This is a genomic window from Fonticella tunisiensis (assembly GCF_004364155.1).
GTDB lineage: Bacteria > Bacillota > Clostridia > Clostridiales > Caloramatoraceae > Fonticella > Fonticella tunisiensis.
The window spans coordinates 26,127-44,749 of the sequence record NZ_SOAZ01000022.1 but is presented as its reverse complement, the minus strand read 5'-3'; the positions used below and the strand labels follow the sequence as shown (position 1 = coordinate 44,749).

The 18,623-nt window shown below is 36.9% G+C and carries 17 protein-coding genes; 1 reads left to right on the top strand and 16 read right to left on the bottom strand.

What is annotated here, in order from left to right; genetic code table 11:
* Window positions 1-83: 83 nt before the first annotated feature.
* The gene (locus tag EDD71_RS11520; protein WP_133628890.1) at window positions 84-812 is read left to right on the top strand and encodes a hypothetical protein; all 729 of its coding nucleotides are present in this window, start codon (window positions 84-86) and stop codon (window positions 810-812) included.
* 53 nt (window positions 813-865) lie between these two features.
* On the opposite strand, the gene EDD71_RS11515 is transcribed toward EDD71_RS11520, so the two are convergent.
* The 16 genes from EDD71_RS11515 to EDD71_RS11440 form a co-directional block, all read right to left on the bottom strand.
* Complete coding sequence (locus EDD71_RS11515) at window positions 866-1,036, bottom strand: zinc-ribbon domain-containing protein (RefSeq protein WP_133628889.1); 171 nt, start codon at window positions 1,034-1,036, stop codon at window positions 866-868.
* A 378-nt stretch (window positions 1,037-1,414) separates the two neighbouring features.
* Window positions 1,415-2,194 carry an HAD family hydrolase gene (locus EDD71_RS11510; RefSeq protein WP_133628888.1) on the bottom strand — a complete coding sequence of 260 codons (780 nt, stop codon included), beginning with the start codon at window positions 2,192-2,194 and terminating at the stop codon, window positions 1,415-1,417.
* A gap of 160 nt (window positions 2,195-2,354) precedes the next feature.
* On the bottom strand, window positions 2,355-4,319 hold the full coding sequence (locus tag EDD71_RS11505) for a sensor histidine kinase (RefSeq protein WP_133628887.1): 1,965 nt from the start codon (window positions 4,317-4,319) through the stop codon (window positions 2,355-2,357).
* 277 nt (window positions 4,320-4,596) lie between these two features.
* Window positions 4,597-5,409 (bottom strand): Nif3-like dinuclear metal center hexameric protein, encoded by an 813-nt coding sequence (locus EDD71_RS11500; RefSeq protein WP_166636465.1) that lies wholly within the window; start codon window positions 5,407-5,409, stop codon window positions 4,597-4,599.
* A 14-nt stretch (window positions 5,410-5,423) separates the two neighbouring features.
* Complete coding sequence (locus EDD71_RS11495) at window positions 5,424-6,398, bottom strand: ABC transporter ATP-binding protein (protein ID WP_133628885.1); 975 nt, start codon at window positions 6,396-6,398, stop codon at window positions 5,424-5,426.
* Window positions 6,399-6,402: 4 nt separating this feature from the next.
* On the bottom strand, window positions 6,403-7,380 hold the full coding sequence (locus EDD71_RS11490) for an ABC transporter ATP-binding protein (protein WP_133628884.1): 978 nt from the start codon (window positions 7,378-7,380) through the stop codon (window positions 6,403-6,405).
* A gap of 8 nt (window positions 7,381-7,388) precedes the next feature.
* Window positions 7,389-8,939, bottom strand: coding sequence for a glutathione ABC transporter substrate-binding protein (locus EDD71_RS11485; protein ID WP_133628883.1), 1,551 nt, complete (start codon window positions 8,937-8,939; stop codon window positions 7,389-7,391).
* Between the two features lie 28 nt (window positions 8,940-8,967).
* Complete coding sequence (locus EDD71_RS11480) at window positions 8,968-9,867, bottom strand: ABC transporter permease (protein WP_133628882.1); 900 nt, start codon at window positions 9,865-9,867, stop codon at window positions 8,968-8,970.
* A 12-nt stretch (window positions 9,868-9,879) separates the two neighbouring features.
* Window positions 9,880-10,821 carry an ABC transporter permease gene (locus tag EDD71_RS11475; RefSeq protein WP_133628881.1) on the bottom strand — a complete coding sequence of 314 codons (942 nt, stop codon included), beginning with the start codon at window positions 10,819-10,821 and terminating at the stop codon, window positions 9,880-9,882.
* 583 nt (window positions 10,822-11,404) lie between these two features.
* The gene (locus tag EDD71_RS11470) at window positions 11,405-12,154 is read right to left on the bottom strand and encodes a 4Fe-4S dicluster domain-containing protein (RefSeq protein ID WP_133628880.1); all 750 of its coding nucleotides are present in this window, start codon (window positions 12,152-12,154) and stop codon (window positions 11,405-11,407) included.
* The gene (locus EDD71_RS11465; RefSeq protein WP_133628879.1) at window positions 12,151-13,974 is read right to left on the bottom strand and encodes an NADH-quinone oxidoreductase subunit NuoF; all 1,824 of its coding nucleotides are present in this window, start codon (window positions 13,972-13,974) and stop codon (window positions 12,151-12,153) included. Before EDD71_RS11465 ends, EDD71_RS11470 begins: the two co-directional genes overlap by 4 nt.
* Window positions 13,967-14,455 (bottom strand): NADH-quinone oxidoreductase subunit NuoE, encoded by a 489-nt coding sequence (gene nuoE, locus EDD71_RS11460; protein ID WP_133628878.1) that lies wholly within the window; start codon window positions 14,453-14,455, stop codon window positions 13,967-13,969. The genes EDD71_RS11465 and nuoE overlap by 8 nt, the downstream gene beginning before the upstream one ends.
* A gap of 33 nt (window positions 14,456-14,488) precedes the next feature.
* The gene (locus tag EDD71_RS11455; protein ID WP_133628877.1) at window positions 14,489-14,758 is read right to left on the bottom strand and encodes a ubiquitin-like small modifier protein 1; all 270 of its coding nucleotides are present in this window, start codon (window positions 14,756-14,758) and stop codon (window positions 14,489-14,491) included.
* A 125-nt stretch (window positions 14,759-14,883) separates the two neighbouring features.
* Window positions 14,884-16,692 carry an aldehyde ferredoxin oxidoreductase family protein gene (locus tag EDD71_RS11450; protein ID WP_207669342.1) on the bottom strand — a complete coding sequence of 603 codons (1,809 nt, stop codon included), beginning with the start codon at window positions 16,690-16,692 and terminating at the stop codon, window positions 14,884-14,886.
* A complete protein-coding gene (locus EDD71_RS11445) occupies window positions 16,692-17,171 on the bottom strand; it encodes a 4Fe-4S dicluster domain-containing protein (RefSeq protein WP_133628875.1) in 480 nt (159 codons plus the stop codon). The genes EDD71_RS11450 and EDD71_RS11445 overlap by 1 nt, the downstream gene beginning before the upstream one ends.
* Window positions 17,172-17,374: 203 nt before the next feature.
* The gene (locus EDD71_RS11440; protein ID WP_133628874.1) at window positions 17,375-18,547 is read right to left on the bottom strand and encodes a DUF4317 family protein; all 1,173 of its coding nucleotides are present in this window, start codon (window positions 18,545-18,547) and stop codon (window positions 17,375-17,377) included.
* Window positions 18,548-18,623: the final 76 nt, after the last annotated feature.

The following is an 18,623-nucleotide window of genomic DNA, read 5'->3' as shown; positions in this document are numbered from 1 at the left end:
CACAATCTTGCCACTATATTGTCACATTTAAGAGCAACCTAACATTGTAAGTAAAAATATAAATCATATGGGAGGTCGTTAATATGCTTAAGAAAATTTCAAAAAAGATACTGGTATTAAGCCTTACTCTTATAATAGGAATTGGTTCAACGGCCTTTGCCGTTCTGCAGCCGGTTCCTGATAATACAGACAACTCAAAAAAGAAAATTGAAGAAAAAAAGGAGAGAAAGGAAGCTCAAAGAGCAGCATTTGATAATCTCATTAATCAATTAGGTTTAACAAAACATGATATAGAAAATGCCCGTGCCAGCAATAAAACCCTATTCGATCTTGCTAAAACCAAGGGTTACACACCGGATCAGGTTAGGGAGATGATGATTAAAAACGAAACTGATTTGATTAATAAACATGTGTCCCAAGGAAAGCTTACCCAGGAACAGGGAAAAATTGCGATAGAGAAAATGAAGGAAAGAATTAAAAAGTGGGATGGTTCCTTAAGTCGTCGTGATAAAGGCCATGGATGGGTTGCATCGATAAAGGAATTAGGATTGACTGAGAAGGATATTGCTGATGCAAAAAAGTCCGGCAAAACACTGTTTGATCTTGCAAAGGAGAAAAAGGGGTTCTCACCTGAACAGGTAAAATCAATTATCATAAAATCAAAGACCGAGGCTATAAACAAAATGGTTTCTGAAGGGAAACTCACAAAGGAAGAAGGTGAAAGAATTATATCAAAGATAAAAAAAGATATAGAAAAATGGAATGGTAGTTTAAACCCTCATAAACATGATAAAAATGGAAATTCACAATAACATACAAAAACCCTATAAGAATATATTCTTATAGGGTTCAATTGACAAAGCTATTACCTTCTAAAGCCGTCGTTTTGTCTTCTTTGAGCTTTTCTGGCTCTTCTGCATTCTGGACATCTCTGTGGTTCATTCTCGAATCCCTTTTCCCTGTAGAATGCCTGTTCACCTTCAGTGAAGATGAATTCTTTACCGCAATCCTTGCAAACAATTGTCTTATCTGCCATTTCAACATTCCTCCTTTTCAAGAATTTAAGATTTAAAGCTGATTTACACTACTTCCTGTAAGGAGGAAAGTTGGTAATCATATTAAATCTTTCTAAGAAACTATGTAAGTTTCATTTACTTAATTATAATAACATTTTTTTAAGCGATATGCAAGGAAATATTTTAATACGCTAAATGAATTTAAAGAATAGATTTATATATTATCCATCCAAAGCAGAGCTTTAAACAGTTTTATACTCTTTATTCTTATCATGTAAAATCCCAGTATAAAGCATCAATTTCTCAACTTTTGCAGATTAAAATTTAAGCGAAAGTCTTTTTATACTAATATTTTAACAAAACATTCCATTCTAAATTTCTTTCTCGGATACTTTCCCTTAAGATAAATCACTGCTCAGTACATACTCCTTAATACATTCTCCTACAGAACCTACTACATATTTTGCCTTTTTATGCAGCTCCTTCTCTGCATTTTTTAGCGTAAAGGAATGATACACTGCTTTAAACATCGATACATCATTCCAGGAATCACCGATGGCAAAAGTATTCTCATGTAATATTGACTCCTTTTTCTTTACATATTTTATTCCGCTTCCCTTTGAGCAGCCTGCAGGTACGACATCTATGTATCTAACATTTCTATAAGCAGCCACCTTATCTCCATATTTCCTGTTTATATTCTCACAAACTTCGTCGACAAATTTTATGTTGTCCTCTTCATAGTATAGGGATATTAAAGATATTTTATCGTTTTTTACATCCTTTATATCGCCAACAATTTTTCTTCCACGCCGCCTGCTCCTTTGTCCATTGTTGCTTAATTCAATGGTTGTAAAACCTGTTTCAAAAACCACTTTCCAATTCCTATTACAATTTTCTTTGATTATTCTTTCTACTGTTTCAAAAGGTATACTTTCATGTTTTAATACGTTGTTTTTATTGTCCATAATTAAAGCGCCATTTAATAATACATAATAATCCACATTTATATTATAAATCCTCTTTAGAAAACCAACTTCGTTATAGGCCCTCCCTGTAGCCACTGCCAGACAGTGTTTCATCTTACTTAACTTCTTTAAGTATCTATAATTATTATATGGCATTAACTTACGCTTTATCAGTGTCCCATCAAGGTCCGTTGCAAACAATTTTCTCACAATAATCCCCCTTAATTGAATTATGTTTTCTAACGTTTTTACTTACTATATAACATAGAGAACAAAAAAGAGCAAGAGAAAGAAAAATCAGTGCCAAAGTCTCAGGCACTGAATGTTTCCCCGCCCCTTCATGTTCTTTCAGGTCAATTTTTCATAAAAATCAGCTGTATATATCGGAGAACTCTATATTTATCCTTTCAACATTGACCTGCCTCTTTAATTGTTCATCATTTATAACAGCTTCGTCGCTTGATACTAACTTCACTGGAAGTTCGATTATAAATTCGCTTCCAATTTCCTGTTCACTTTGAACAGTTATATTGCCTCCATGGGCTTCTATCAAAGATTTTACAAGTGAAAGCCCTATCCCACTCCCCTCAGTTGAACGGGTAAAAAGATTATCAACCCGCCTGAATCTTTCAAATATCTTTTCCTTCATATCTTCAGGGATGCCAATTCCAGTATCCTTAATAGAAATAATCACTTTGTTCCCTTTATCGTACATATTAATATCTATACTTCCCCCAGGTTTATTGAACTTTATAGCATTTGATAAAAGGTTAAGTATAACCCTTTCTATTTTATCCGGGTCAAAGGCCATAATCTTTTCTTCAACATCTGTATCAAATGTAAGAGTAATATCTTTACTTTTTGTATATTCCGCAACAGAAAGTACAATATCCTCAACAGCACTTACAATATCATGATTTGAAAGCTTTATCTGTAAAAATCCTGCGTCAAGCCTTGTGATATCAATAAGATTATTAATAAGCCTTAACAGCCTGTAGCAGTTCTGTTTTATAATCCTGGAATATCTTCTAAAACTTTGATACCTGATACAGTCAGTGTTATTGCCATGCATGGAATCTATAAGCTGAAGGGCTCCAAGTATTATATTAAGTGGCGTTTTAAACTCATGGGATATATTTGAAAAAAATTCCGTTCTTATCTTATCGTATTCAAGTGCTTCTTCAAGCTGTCTTTTGTTTTCCTCGGCCTTTCTGCGTTCCGTTAAATCCCTTACCATATTCAATATAAGTTTCTTACCCTTATCATAGAAATCTATGTTGGTTATCTCAATGTCCTTAACTGTTCCATCAAGGGCTATCATTTTGTCTTGTATCAGAGCTTTTTTATGAATGTTATTAATATATATTTCATCCACCCTTTTCTGCACTATGCTCTTAAAATCAGGATGTGTGAAATCCATAAATTTTTTTCCTATAACCGCTTCAGGGCACGGTGCATTTAACATATTTGCACCTGCCTGGTTAGCAAATATTATTCTTTCCTCATCAAATACGAAAACCCCATCAGGGCACATGTCAACCAACTTTGCATATCTGTCATTGCTCTCTACAAGCTCCTGTTCAGCTTGTTTTCTTTCAGTTATGTTTCTCACTATGAGCATTACGTTCGTGTTTCCAGATTCACAAAAGGATATTCCAGCAACTTCGACAATTATCACCTCTCCATTATTTTTTATAAGTTTCTGCTCGAGGAAAGGCATTGTGCTTTCACCATTTAAAAGGCTCTTCATACTTTGTACCACAATATTCTTATATTCGGGATGTATGTTGATTATATCTTTCAAATTCCTCCCGATAAGCTCTTTGTAATCCCTTTGCCCGACAATTACAGCTGCAGAATTGTTTGCATAGGTTATATTAAGATTTTTATCACAAATTAACACCCCATCGGGAATAGCTCCAAGCAGCCATTTGTATATCTTTTCACTGTTTTCATACTTTTTTGTATTGTTCACATAATCTAACTGTCGCATCCCATGATTATTAATATCGTTCATTATAAGTATATACATATCATTATTAAGCCGTGAAATATTATATTCAATGCTTACAGGGAGTCCCATAGATGTAAGTAGATTTCCACTATAAGACGTACTTGGCACTATACTTCCTGTCTTGATTTTATCTATCAATTCCTCCGGAACATTGATATACTTCTGTATTCCGTGGTTTAAATAGCTTTCCCTATCTCCCCCGAGCTTTTCAAGGGCAATTTTATTAATCCCGATGATCTTATCTCCCTTTAATATTATTATTCCATCGGAAAGATATTCAATGAAACTGCAGTCATAATTTAAGCTTAACTTTTGATCCATAGTTAAAAGTATCCCCCTTAAGTCAATTCATAGTAAACTCATTATCCATAATTCTACATCTAAGTTAATTATCCTTCACATATTTGCATGTTTTATCCAGATTTTAATCCCTATAGATTTGCAAAATTCAACAAAAAATCCTGCAAATTTTATTTTATCAAACAAAAAATGGACGGAAGTTAAAATTTACCGTCCATTTTTTGTTTAACACCTTAATTTTTTCTATATTTCTAATAAAGTTCAGCTCTGAATTATCTAGACCCTATTGCCATTATTATCATCCTATAATTCCCTTGATGGTGGTTACCTCAACACCCCTTTCCCTTAACTTATCAATGAAGGGATTAATTCCTACTGAATCGCCAGCTATGTGCCCAGATATAATAAGATTCCCTTTATTCTCCTTCTTCAGCCTTACATAATCAGGATAACCAATGTGAATATAAACGACTGTATCTATTCCATACTCAAAACATGTATTTGCAACATCATATCCACCATTTGTGTAAGCACCATGGGCAACAATGGTTTTTCCCGCCCTGACATTTTCATCTCCAACAAGTACCTCAACCCTAGTTCTTGCTGCCTTCATTTCCTCAAAGCTGCTAAGAGCATTCACAACATCCTTCACTAATGCATTTTCATTTTTACATACCTCATCGACTTTCTCCTGCATCAACCTTCTTCCTATTTCGTCCAATGGCTGATGAATATTTAAAAAAGGCATATTAAGCATTCTTGCTACAGATATTGTATCATCATAGTTTCTGGAAACAGCAGTTATTCTTAGCATCTCTATCTTTTCCTCTATGGCTTTTTTTGCTGCCTCTTCGGGTACGCCAAACTTTTTCATAATAGCAACCTGATCTTCAAAAACCTTATATGAATCAATAATGTTTGCCTGTGGATGATGTGCTATTACCGCATCATACCCATTTGCCTTTGCATAATAAAGGTCTGAGCTGTCAATATCTACTCCAAACAATATTTTTTTAATTCCCTCTCCTTTAACATAAATTTCTGAATCAGCAGGTACATGATTAAACCCAGCCATATCAAGTGCTAACTTCATTATTTCTTCTGTATTCATAAAATCAGCTCCCATCAAATGTTGTGGCAGGCTGTTAAATGGCCGCCTCCCATATCCTTTAATTCTGGTTCAACCTCGCTGCATATTTTACTTTTATTTGGACATCTATTATAAAATCTACATCCTTTAGGTATGTTCATTGGACTTGGCACATCACCCTCTAACTTTATCCGTTCCTTTTTATCTTTTGGGTTAGGTGAAAGTATGGCGGATAAAAGTGCCTTAGTGTATGGGTGATGGGGATTTTCAAACAATTCATTTTTGTCTGCCATCTCGACTATCTTTCCAAGATACATGACGGCTATATTATCGCTAATATGCTTTACAACTGCTAAATTGTGTGCGATAAATAGATATGTCAGTTGAAACTCATCCTGAATATCCTGGAGAAGATTTATAATTTGAGCCTGAATTGAAACATCAAGGGCTGAAATTGGCTCATCGCACACGATAAGCTTTGGGTTACAGGCAAGGGCCCTTGCAATTCCTATTCTCTGCCTTTGCCCACCGCTAAATTCATTCGGATATCTATTATAAAACCTTGCCCCAAGTCCTACAATATCGAGGAGTTCATTAATTCTCCTTTCTCTTTCTTTCCCCTTTGCCAGGTTGTTAACATCAATGGCTCTTCCAATTATTTCACCGGCCGTAAGCCTTGGATTTAAAGAAGAATATGGATCCTGAAATATTATCTGCATATCCTTTCTTTTTTTTCTCAATTCCTTCTTATTTAAAGAAACAATATTTTCCCCATCAAAGTTTATAATTCCATCTGTAGGTTCGATTAGCCTTAGTATTGTTCTTCCTGTTGTGGACTTCCCACATCCTGATTCACCAACAAGCCCCAGGGTTTCGCCCTTTCTTAATGTGAATGAAACTCCATCAACTGCTTTAACATAATTTACTTTTTTTGATATAAATCCCTTTTTAACAGGAAAATACTTTTTTAAATCCTTTACTTCAAGCAAAACTTCATTTGAAGTGCTCATTTGGTCACCTCCTATTCAAATATTTGTGACATCTCACGTAACTGTCATTTACTTTTATAAGTGGAGGTTCTTCCACAAAACACTTTTCGCATCTTTCGCTGCATCTATCTGCAAATCTGCAGCCCTTATAATCCAGAGTTACATTTGGAAGGCTTCCTTCTATGGACTTTAGCCTGTCCCCTTCCATAGAAAGAGTTGGTATAGAATCTAATAGCCCCTTAGTATATGGATGTAGTGGATTTGAAAACATATCAAAAGCTCTTCCATATTCCATCATCTTTCCTGCATACATGACTATTACGCTATCTGCAATATCTGCAACAACACCCAGATCATGGGTTATTATCATAACCGACATGTTCAACATATTTTTCATATCTTTAATAAGATCAAGAATTTGTGCCTGTATAGTAACGTCCAGCGCAGTAGTTGGTTCATCTGCTATAAGAAGATCCGGACTGCACACTAAGGCCATAGCAATCATAACCCTTTGCCTCATTCCACCGCTCATCTGGTGGGGATAGTTATTTATCCTTTTTTCAGGCGATGGAATCCCTACCATTCTCAACGCCTCTATCGCCTTTTCCTTTGCTTCTTTTTTATCTATATTTTGATGGATGCAGAGGGCTTCAATTATTTGATCACCTACAGTAAAGAGAGGATTTAATGACGTCATGGGATCCTGAAATATCATCCCTATCTTGCTGCCCCTTATCATTCTCATCTCACTATCTTTCTTCGTAAGAAGCTCTTCATCTTTAAATTTTATAGAACCCGATACGATTTTCCCTGGAGGATTTGGTATGAGCCTCATTATTGAACGGGCAGTGACACTTTTGCCACTGCCTGACTCACCTACAATTCCCAACGTTTCTCCTTTAGATATTGTAAAGCTCACTCCGTCTACCGCCGGAACCACTCCATCCACTGTATAAAAGTAAGTTTTTAAATCATTAACTTCCAATAATATTTCTCTATTCATAACATCACCTATTCTTTATATGCCTTGTTGAATCTAAATTCTCCGTTGGATTCAAGCTCTATTCCCTTTAAATTCTTTCTAACAGCCATAGTTACAACTCCATGATACAATGGTACCCAGAGCACATCATCTGTAAACTTTATGTTTGCCTGTCTCAGGTATTCAACTCTCTGATTCTGGTCTATAGTTTCTCTGGTCTTTAATATAAGCGCATCGGCTTCAGGGTTATTGTATCTCGCATAGTTTGATGCTCCTATATTGCCTGAGAAGAATTGTGGATATAGGAGTTCTTCACCATCTCCAGTAACGTTTGACCATCCGCCAAGGTACATCTCTGCTTTGCCGCTCTTTGCATAGGAAAGGTACGCTGCCCAATCCATAGGATTCAAGGTTACATCTATGTTTATCTTCTTAAGCTGTGCCTGTATGAATGGAGCAATCTTATTATAGGTATCTGTATTTCCGTAGGTTAATGTTGCCTTAAATCCAGAGGGATAACCTGCCTCTGCTAAAAGAGCCTTAGCCTTTTCCACATCATATTTATATCCATGACTTTCTATTTCACTATTGTAACCTATCAGTTTTGGCCCTATTATACCATTAGACCTTATTCCAAGCCCGTTTAATGTTGATATATATTCATCTCTGTTTATTGCATGCTCAATCGCCTGTCTAACCTTTAAGTTATCAAAGGGCTTCTTTTCAAAGTTAAAACCCAGATATGTTACTGAATTTCCCTGTAATTGAGTTACTTCAACATCAGCATTGTTCTTAAGCCTCTCTAGATGTTCAGGTGGTATGCCAACAAGCATATCAGCTTCCCCTGTTTCCACCATTGAAACTGCTGTAGCCATTTCTGGGACCACCTTAAAGGTTATACTATCAATCTTTGGAGCTCCACCCCAGTAATCCTTATTTTTAACAACGGTTATATGATCTCCTGGAACCCATTCCTCGAATATATATGGACCTGTTCCCGCTCCTTTAGCATTCTTATTTATATCTCCAGCTTTATCAGCCTTAGGACTTACAATCGAAAGATTGTCATGAGCCAGGGCTGTAAGCATTATTCCATAGGGTGTTTTAGTATGAAGTACAACGGTATATTCATCAGGCGTCTCTATTTTATCCACTGATTTTAACAGACTGGCTCTTGGTGATGCTGTTTTAGGATCTAAAATTTTTTCAAAGGTATATTTAACAGCTTCTGAATTAAAAGGCGTTCCATCCTGGAATTTAATATTCTTCTTAAGCTTTATAATCCAGGTATTTGGATCAGGATTTTCATATCCTTCTGCAAGAAGTGGCTTTATTTCTCCTGTCTTTGGATCTCTCATAAAGAGGGTCTCATAAACAGTTCTTATCACAGCACTTGAAGCTGAATCATTTGTAAGAATTGGCGATAATCCAACTGCGTCAGTCATAGAAACATAAGTTATCTTCTGCGGCGCTGAACTTGAGTTTTTACTCGTTTCGGAACCACAGCCTGCAAACAATGCTGCAGTAATTACTGCAACTAAAAATATAGATATAGTTTTACTTAGAAAATTCTTTTTCATTTATTACATCCCCCTTTATTTGATTGATTTAAACGTTTTTCAAGTTTGGATCAAGTGCATCCCTTAATCCATCTCCCAGGGAGTTAAATCCATAAACTATCAGTATTATGGCAAATCCCGGAAGAAGGGTTAAATGAGGTGCCTGAAATATAAAATTTCTTCCTGTTGATGCCATAGCCCCCCATTCAGCTACAGGAGGCTGTGCCCCAAGTCCTAAAAAGCTCAGGGTAGCTGCAGAAAGAATTGCTGTTGCAAGCCTCATTGTAGAGTAAACAACGATTGAGGATATACAGTTTGGTAGTATTTCCCTAAAAAGTATCATAAAGTCCGACTCGCCAAGGGCCTTTGCAGCAGTAACATAATCCATTTCCTTTATATAAAGCACTGTTCCTCTTACAACCCTTGCAATGGTTGGGATTGACCATATTCCAACTGCAATAATAACATTTACAATACCAGTTCCAAGTATTGAAACTATTGCAAGAGCCAGTAGTACACCTGGAAAAGCAAGTAGTATATCTATGATTCGCATTATTATACCGTCAAGCCTTTTATAATATCCCGAAAGCAGTCCAAGAAGAACTCCAAAGACCAGTCCGAAGGCTACTGAACAGAATCCAACTATGAGTGAAAGCCTTGCACCGTATATAAGCCTGCTGAGTAAATCTCTTCCGTATTCGTCAGTTCCAAGTATATGCCCCCTGGCTCCAATACCTAAGAGCCTTTGATTGAGATTTTGTTCATATGGATTATAGGGTGATATCACAGGAGCAAGTAAAGCTATTATTGCTATGAAAGAAATTATAAACAAGCCCACCACAGCTGTTCTGTTTCTTTTTAGCCTTCTCCAGATTTCTTTTATCTGGCTGCTTTTTTTATATTCAATTTCCACTTCACCATTTTTTAGTGCACTGATACTTTCAGCCATCTTGCTCCCTCCTTAGTTATATTGAATTCTTGGATCTATAGCTGCATATAAAATATCCACAATCAGGTTTATTATCACAAATGTAAAGGCTACCATAAGTACCGACCCCTGTATCATCGGGAAATCTCTGGCACTTATAGCTTGAACCATAAGCCTTCCAATGCCGTTTATTGCGAATACGGATTCAACTACAACCGCACCGCCTAAAAGACCTCCAAAGTTTATACCAACTATTGTGATTATTGGTATTAGCGCATTCTTTAGTGCATGTTTCAATATAACAATCTTTTCCTTTACACCCTTTGCTCTGGCTGTTTGTATATAATCCTGATGAATTATTTCAAGCAGTGATGAACGTGTCATTCTTGATATCATTGCTGACGAACCAAACCCAAGAGTTATAGCAGGCATTAATAAATGAATAAATCCATCTGCTGTCCATATCTTTCCATTAAAGCCTGATATGGGCAATAGCTTTAACTTTACGCCAAACACCACTATAAGTAAAAGTCCAATCCAGAAGCTTGGAGCCGATATCCCAAAGGTAGATATACCCATACACAACCTGTCAAACCATGAATTTCGTTTTGCAGCTGCAATAATTCCTGTTGTAACACCCAGTATTATAGATATGAGCGCACTAAATATTGCAAGACTTAATGTATTTACATACCTTACAGCAATGGCCTTCGATACAGCCTGCCCTGTTTGGAAGGAATACCCTAAATCTCCCTTTAAAACTCCACTCATATATTTTAAATACTGAATGTATGCAGGCTTATCAAGACCAAGCTTGACTGTAATGTTTTGAATCTCCTCCTTCGTCGCCGTAGGCCCGGCTATAATTTCTGCCGCATTTCCTGGTATTAAATAGATCATTAAAAAAACTGCAATGGAAACGCCTATTAACACCGGGATCAATTGAATTAACCTTTTAAAGATGTACTTAACCAATTTACCACCCCTCCCGTATAAATTCTAATATTAATATAATTTTATACTTATGCAATATAAGGCAATAAAATTCTTCAATTTGCAAGTTATGTAATTTAATTATTTAATTTAGAATCAATTGTAATACTTTCTTTTATAACTTGCAAGCATTATTTTTAAATTTTTTATATATAATTATTGCGTTTTTTCTACATTTTTCAACGTATAACTCACTTTTTATGCAATTAAACCTTTACATTTATTCTTTGAGATTCGACAAATTTAAAATAGCTTTATTTTTAAAAGATAACATTTTTGCAATTATATTTTATTTTATTGCATTTTTCTTGTTTTTTATAAATAAACAATTCAGCTAACTGCTCAACAATTAATCATGTTTTTTAACATTTTAAATTCATGGCTATTCCATTTATCTTCAAAGAAAAGTGGCTGAATTTATATTCAGCCACTTTTAAATATCTAACTTTATGATATATTTCCAGCAATACTGTTTCTCTTCGAAAAAAATATCCACAAACACCAATAACTATTTAATCTACACGCTAAGTTTGTTTGCCTTTTTTATTGTTGAGTTAATAAAAAATTATAAATTCATATCCTCATATATAGTTTTAAAACTTGCCGCTACAGCCTTCTTTTTACATCTATCACAGAGCATTTCTTTTTTACCATCAAGTTTATCGATTGAATGTTTAAGCTGTTCCCTGGTGGCGTAATATTTTCCACATTGCTCACATTTTAATAGTTCAAATGTCCTTCCCCATATAGTTCTTTTTCCTTCCTCTTGATACATCCCTATTGCTCCTGTTGGACAAACCTGCGCACAGGCACCGCACCCTATGCAGTCCTCAGATACTTCATCATATGGAGTAGATATTTTTTTAGTTATTCCCCTGTTTACAGCAGCTATGGCGTTTGTTCCGATGGCCTCACAGGCCTTAACGCACAGACCGCAGAGAATACACTGCTCATTATTATCTCCTTTAAACCTTGAAGTCGGCTTAACTCCATATTCTTCCCTCAACCTCTTTATATAATCATTTTGTGGTACTCTTGATGAAAGAAGCATAATAATGGTTTTTCTCATTTTTTTGATTTTCTCAGTAGATGTAAAAACTTCTATTTCCCTTGTAATAGGATATAAACATGAAGTAACAACCATTCTTCTGCTTCCCTCAACCACTTCGACGATGCAGAGTCTGCAGCTTCCTATACCCGAAAGAGCATCGCTGTGGCACAGTGTTGGTATATGTATCCCGTTCCTCTTTGCAACATCAAGAATATATTCTCCATACTCTGCCTCACATGGCTTTCCATCTATAAAAACCTTCACAATGCCACCCCCTGTCCGACCTTAATCGCATTGAATCTGCAAACATCCATGCAGTTTCCACATTTAATGCACCTTAGTTGGTTTATGGAATGACTCTTTTTAAGTTCCCCTGATATTGCACCCCCTGGGCAATTCCTTCTGCATACATCACAGCCTGTACATCTATTTTCATCAATAATAAATTCAGTAAGATTTTTACATACTCCGGCAGAGCATCTTTTATTAACTATATGCTCAAGATACTCATCCTTAAAATATTTAATAGTTGTAATAACAGGATTAGGTGAGGATTTTCCAAGGCCACACAGAGAAGCCTCACTTACCATTTCCGATATTTCAATAAGCCTGTCTATGTCCTCCCTTTCTCCCCTTCCCTCACATATATCGTTCAATATTTCAAGCATCCTCTTTATCCCTTCCCTGCAGGGCACGCATTTACCGCAGGATTCCTCTGAAAGGAAGCCTAAATAATACCTTGCCACATCCACCATGCACGTCCTTTCATCCATAACGATTACTCCTCCGGATCCCATCATGGAGTCGGCTTTTTTAAGGGATTCAAAATCAACTTCAAGGTCTAAAAGCTCCTCAGGAATGCATCCCCCTGAAGGACCTCCAATTTGAACGGCCTTGAATTTTTTATTTCCTATTATCCCTCCGCCTATGTCAAATATAAGCTCCCTGAGGGTAGTACCCATAGGCACCTCCACAAGCCCTGTATTTTTAACCTTTCCTACTAAAGAAAATACCTTTGTACCCTTGCTCCTTTCGGTACCGACAGTGCTGTACCATTCTCCACCTTTATCTATTATCAGAGGAATATTCACCCATGTTTCTACGTTGTTCAATATGGTAGGCTGTCCCCATAAACCTTTTTCAGTTGAATGAATATATTTTGCCCTTGGCTCACCAATCTTACCTTCGATTGACGCCATAAGGGCTGTGGATTCTCCACATACAAATGCTCCCCCGCCCCTTACTATTTGGATATCAAAACTAAATCCACTTCCCAAAATATTTTCTCCAAGATATCCGCATTTTCTTGCTTCTTCCATGGCCTTTGACATGTTTTTTATGGCAAGGGAATACTCGTCCCTGATATATGCAAAACCCTCTTCAGCACCAACTGCATAGGCTGCAATGATCATCCCCTCTATTATGCTGTGAGGATCACCCTCCATTATACTTCTGTCCATAAAAGCACCAGGATCACCCTCATCTCCATTACAAATGACATACTTTGGAAAGGCTTTAACACTATCGCACTGCTTCCACTTTATCCCTGTTGGAAAACCTGCCCCTCCCCTGCCTCTAAGGCCGGATTTTATAACCTCTGGAATTATATCACTTCTTTTCATTTCAAAGAGTGCTTTTTTAAGGGCTCTGTATCCTCCTCTTTCTATGTAATCTTCTATGCTGACGGGATCGATTTCGCCTATATTTCTAAGGGCAAGCTTCATCTGTCTTCTGTAAAATTCACTCTCCTTATGGGTTTTTACTCTTTTTTTTAGTGAAAAATCAAAATATAAAAGCCTGTCAATAACTTCTCCCTTTAATATTGTCTTTTCGACTATTTCCCCTGCATCCTCTACCTTAACCCTAAAATAGGATATGTCATCAGGCTCAATCTTAACAACAGGCCCCTTCTCACAGAGACCGTTGCAGCCCGTAGACTTTACAACCGTTTCAACTGAAACATCAGCGCCTGCCTTATCAATCTCCTTCTTTATTTCGCTTAATACATTCATGCTGTTATTGGCAAGGCATCCTGTTCCGCAGCACACTAAAATTCTTCTCTTCCTATTAAAGCCATCACTCATTTTCGACGCCCCCATAATTCTTAAGAATCTCCCTTAACGTATTTGGCGTAACTTTACCATAATATTTATCATTAACCATCATAACGGGCGCAATTGCACAGGATCCAAGGCAGTTTACAGTTTGAAGTGAAAACTTTCCATCCTCTGTTGTCTGCCCCGGCCTTATATTTAAACATTTTTCAATTTCATCAATTAAAACCATTGATGATCTGACATGACATGCAGTTCCATCACATACCGTTATTACATTTTCACCCTTTGGCACTAAACTTAAGGCTTTATAAAACGTTGCCATGCTGTAAAGTTTACTTACTGGAACCCTCAAATGTTCTGAAATCATTTTCAGGCACTCCCTTGGTATATAACTATACTCCCTTTGAATGTCCTGAAGAACGGCGAGGCTATATCTCTGCTCCCTGGGATATTTTTCAATTATTTTCTTGGCAATAAAAAGATTGTCTTTTATTTCAGGTGCATACATAATCTATTATCACCTTCTATTAAGAATTGATTGTTAACCTCCTGCCACCACGGGAAAAATCGATATTACATCATCTTCCTTAAGAATTGTATTTCTTCCCTCCAAGTGAGCGATATGTCTTCCATTAATCAGTATAATTATTTCATTGCTAAGCTCACTGCCATTAAATAACTTCCTTCTGATTTCATCGCCATATCTGTCGCAGAGTCTATGTAAAAGTTCATCTACTGTACTGCAGTATTCTAATTCAATTTCTTTAGCCTTAGTATAATCCCTCAAATACGCAAAGAATTTTACTTTCATAAACAATACCTCTAAATATTAATATTATTGGATAACGCCATTTGTTGATATCCTGAAGAGTTTAAAACATAAGTATCTTCGGGCTGGCACAGAGGCCAGCCCCAACAAGGCCATTTGTTTCCACATTAAAAACTAATTGACAGTTCCTTTAGTTTCTCTTCTGTCGGAACTCCATTTTCGTCCCATCCTCTTACCCTGTAGTATTCGCCAAGCATTTTATCAAGCTCAGCTACCTTTCCCTTAGCAGGGCCTTCTGGAAGTGCTTCCTTTAAAAGCCTTGGAGGAAGCGTATCATCTTCCTTTGTAAACCCTGCCTTAAGGTTGAATACCCTCTCCAGATTCCATATCCTTTCGCCGATTCTTAAAATCTCTTCGTCCGGACAATCCCAGCCTAATGCAGTTCTAATCATAGATGAAATTTCGGGAAGTCCAAGGGCAAAGGTAGTAAACAGGCATATTCCTGAAGAGTCCACAACTGCCGTTAGGTCCTGGAATATCTTTAGCCATTGAGGCTTATCCTCAGTTACCAATGGATCAAGTTTTTCAGGAACACCAAGTATTTCAGGAGATGTCATATAACCTCTAACATGGCATCCACCTCGGTTTGATGTTGCATACTCGAGGGCCATTCCTTGAACTCCGCGGCCATCATATGCAGGCATCTCCTGTTTCTTAACTGACATTGAAAGTTCAGGATGCCCATACCTCTCTGCCATTCTATAGGAACCCTCTGCAAGAATATCACCAAAACCTTCCCTTGTACCCACCTTTTCCGCAAGTTCCACTATTGCCTCAGCATCTCCAAAGTACAAACTCCTTCCTACTTCTTCCTTAGTGATTATACCTTTTTCAAAAAGCTCCATGGCACATGCGATAGTTGAGCCAAGCGTTATCGGGTCAAACCCGTATTCGTTGGATATGAAGTTAGCTTTAGAAACTGCTGCAAGATCCTTAATCCCACAGTCTGCTCCAAGTGCCCAGCCTGCCTCATACTCAGGTCCCTCTCCAAATCCCTTGAATTTTCCATCTTTAATTTTTGTAACTCTACCACATCCAATAGAGCAGGCAAAGCATCCTTTATTTTTAACCAGATATTTCTCAGCCAGTGCCTCACCGCTGATATCTTCGGCATTTTCAAAGACACCTCCATCCCTCCAGTTTCTGGTTGGAAGTGCACCAGATTGATTTATTACATTTATAAGTACCTGAGTTCCATAGGTTGGGAGTCCTGTGCCTGTTACAGGGTGATTTTTAATCTTCATTCTTGCATCAATGCAGACGTCAATAAATTTTTTAGGTTCTGCTACTTTAACGGAACGTGATCCCTTAACAACGACAGCCTTTAATTTTTTTGAACCCATTACAGCGCCAAGTCCCGACCTTCCCGCTGCTCTGTGTTTATCATTCATTACCGTTGCATATAGAACAAGTTTCTCTCCAGCAGGCCCAATGCACGCAACTCTTGCCCCCGGATCCGTTTCGGATAGAAGTTCATCCGTTGTTTCGGGAACCTTTTTACCCCAGAGATGCTCTGCGCTTCTAAGTTCAATTTTGTCGTCATTTATATACAAATAAACAGGAGTCTCAGACTTACCTTCAAAAATAATTCCATCATATCCTGCAAACTTAAGCTCAGGTCCAAAATGTCCACCTGAATTTGAAGCTCCTATCGTTCCCGTAAGAGGTGCCTTTGTTACAACCTCATATCTTCCTGCAGATGGACCTATGGTCCCTGTTAGTGGTCCCGTCATGAAAATGAGCTTATTTTCCGGACTAAAAGGATCAACTTTAGGATCTACTTCGTTCATCCATATCTTTGTCCCAAGCCCCCTTGCGCCAAGGTAGAGTTTTGCATCCTCCTGATTCAAATCTTCAGTCTTAACTGTTCCATCAGTTAAGTTAACTCGAATGAGTTTACCTGTCCATCCAAACATCATTTTTCCACCTCCTCAAGCAGGGACTTGAACTTTTCAGCAAGTGCCTTCTTCTTACTAAGCTGTGCTGAAGTAGCCTCCTTAAACTGTATTGTACCCGATGGGCAGAGTTTTGCACATTGTGGGTCTCCTCCGCAGAGATCACATTTAACTAAAGTTTTCTGCTCATAATTGTAGCTTATATTCCCAAAGTGACATGCAATTATACACAGCTTGCATCCTATGCACTTTTTCCTGTCGATGAGAACCGTGTCATTTTCATCCTTATAGATGGCTCCCGTTGTACAAACCTTCATACACTTAGGGTCTTCACACTGCATACACATAACAGGTATGGATATTGCAGCTTCATCATACTGGTAAACTGTAACTGCTGAATTTTGTGGGTTAAAGGAGTCGGTTTTCCTAAATGAACAAGCCACTTCGCAGGTTCTACAGCCTGTACACTTTTCAGGTGAAATGATTAATGTTTTACCCACGCTATCCCGGCCATTCAAACCTTGAACGCCAGTTACACCTCCCTTTAATATTTTAAAAATATTTCTTCTATTATTTATTATTTTTATATATTAAATATTCTTATTATATAATTAGTTAAAAATATAACTAAGAAGAGAACAACAAAAAAACAAAAAGCACCATCAAATTAATGGGTTTAGATGGTGCTTTTGTTTCTATTAAATTATATCTCTTCTTCCACTGTTTCCAGTCTGAAGCCGTCTATTACAATATCCTCTGTAAGCTCAATAAGCAGGCATTTCCTTCCTCTCTTATCCTTTATCTGTCTTATGGTGTTTAAATCCTTTGGCGTAACTGTAATATTTGCGCTTTCACTCTCTATTTTAATCGATTTTGAGTTAAAATCAGGCACTACGTTTTGTACTTTAAAATTATATTCTTTCTCCGCATAGGTTTCAAATGCCCTTTCAAGCTCATTGCTATTTCCAACACCTATATTTTCAAGAATTAACTTTATTTCCCTAAGCCCCACCGTCGGCACTTCCCCTTCTTCTTCATCACAGCATGCTGCCACTTCGTTTATTCTCTCATAGATTTCCTGAATAATCTCAGGCTTTATAGTGTCACCAATTGCCGTTTGAAGGATTGTTGTAAAGGTATTCCTTTCCGCCTCAGCGTCCATCTTTATCGAGCAGTTTAACACACCTTCAATAAATGTTTTGTTTAATTCCTTAACCTTCGAGTTATAGAATAAAACTTTATTAACATCAGCCTGTCCACCAGATAATAGAGGGAACATAAACCCCAATACAGGGGAGTTTAAATTGATGATGGCATCGTTTACGGAACTAACACTAAATTCCCTATGCCTAAAGTCAAATCTTAAGGCCTTCTTTGGAACATCGATTTTGTTTAAGCTACAAAGCATAAAGTCAAAGGCCTTCATGATATCGTCTCTTCCTTCATCATACTCTGCTGCTTTCTTATTTACATTTATCATATATTCAGCTCTAATCATTGTAGCTACAATATCGGTATCGTAGTTATAACACTCAATGAGCTTTTCAATTATTTTATTTGTCTCCTGGATAAAGACCTCCGTATCATTACTTTGTACGGCATTATATAAAATGCTCTGAGTATGATTTTCATAACCTGTATTTTCAAAGTCCAGCTCAAAAAGCTTTGTATCTATGGTGCCCGATAAAACTTTTTTAAAGTTTTTCAAATGCAATTCCTTCATTTCCTCATCAAGTTGATCAAAATAATGAAATTCAGTATGTATAACTGAGCCGCTGTCTTTTTTGATATACACGCTATATAATTCCTTAATTTGAAGCTTATATGTATCCTGTTTAAATTCTTTTCTTAAAGCCCCAAGTTCCTTTTTATTCATGTGTGCTGCCCACCTTCCTTAAATATGTATATGTTTATTATATATCAGAAAAAAGATTTATCAAACCAAGGAACGG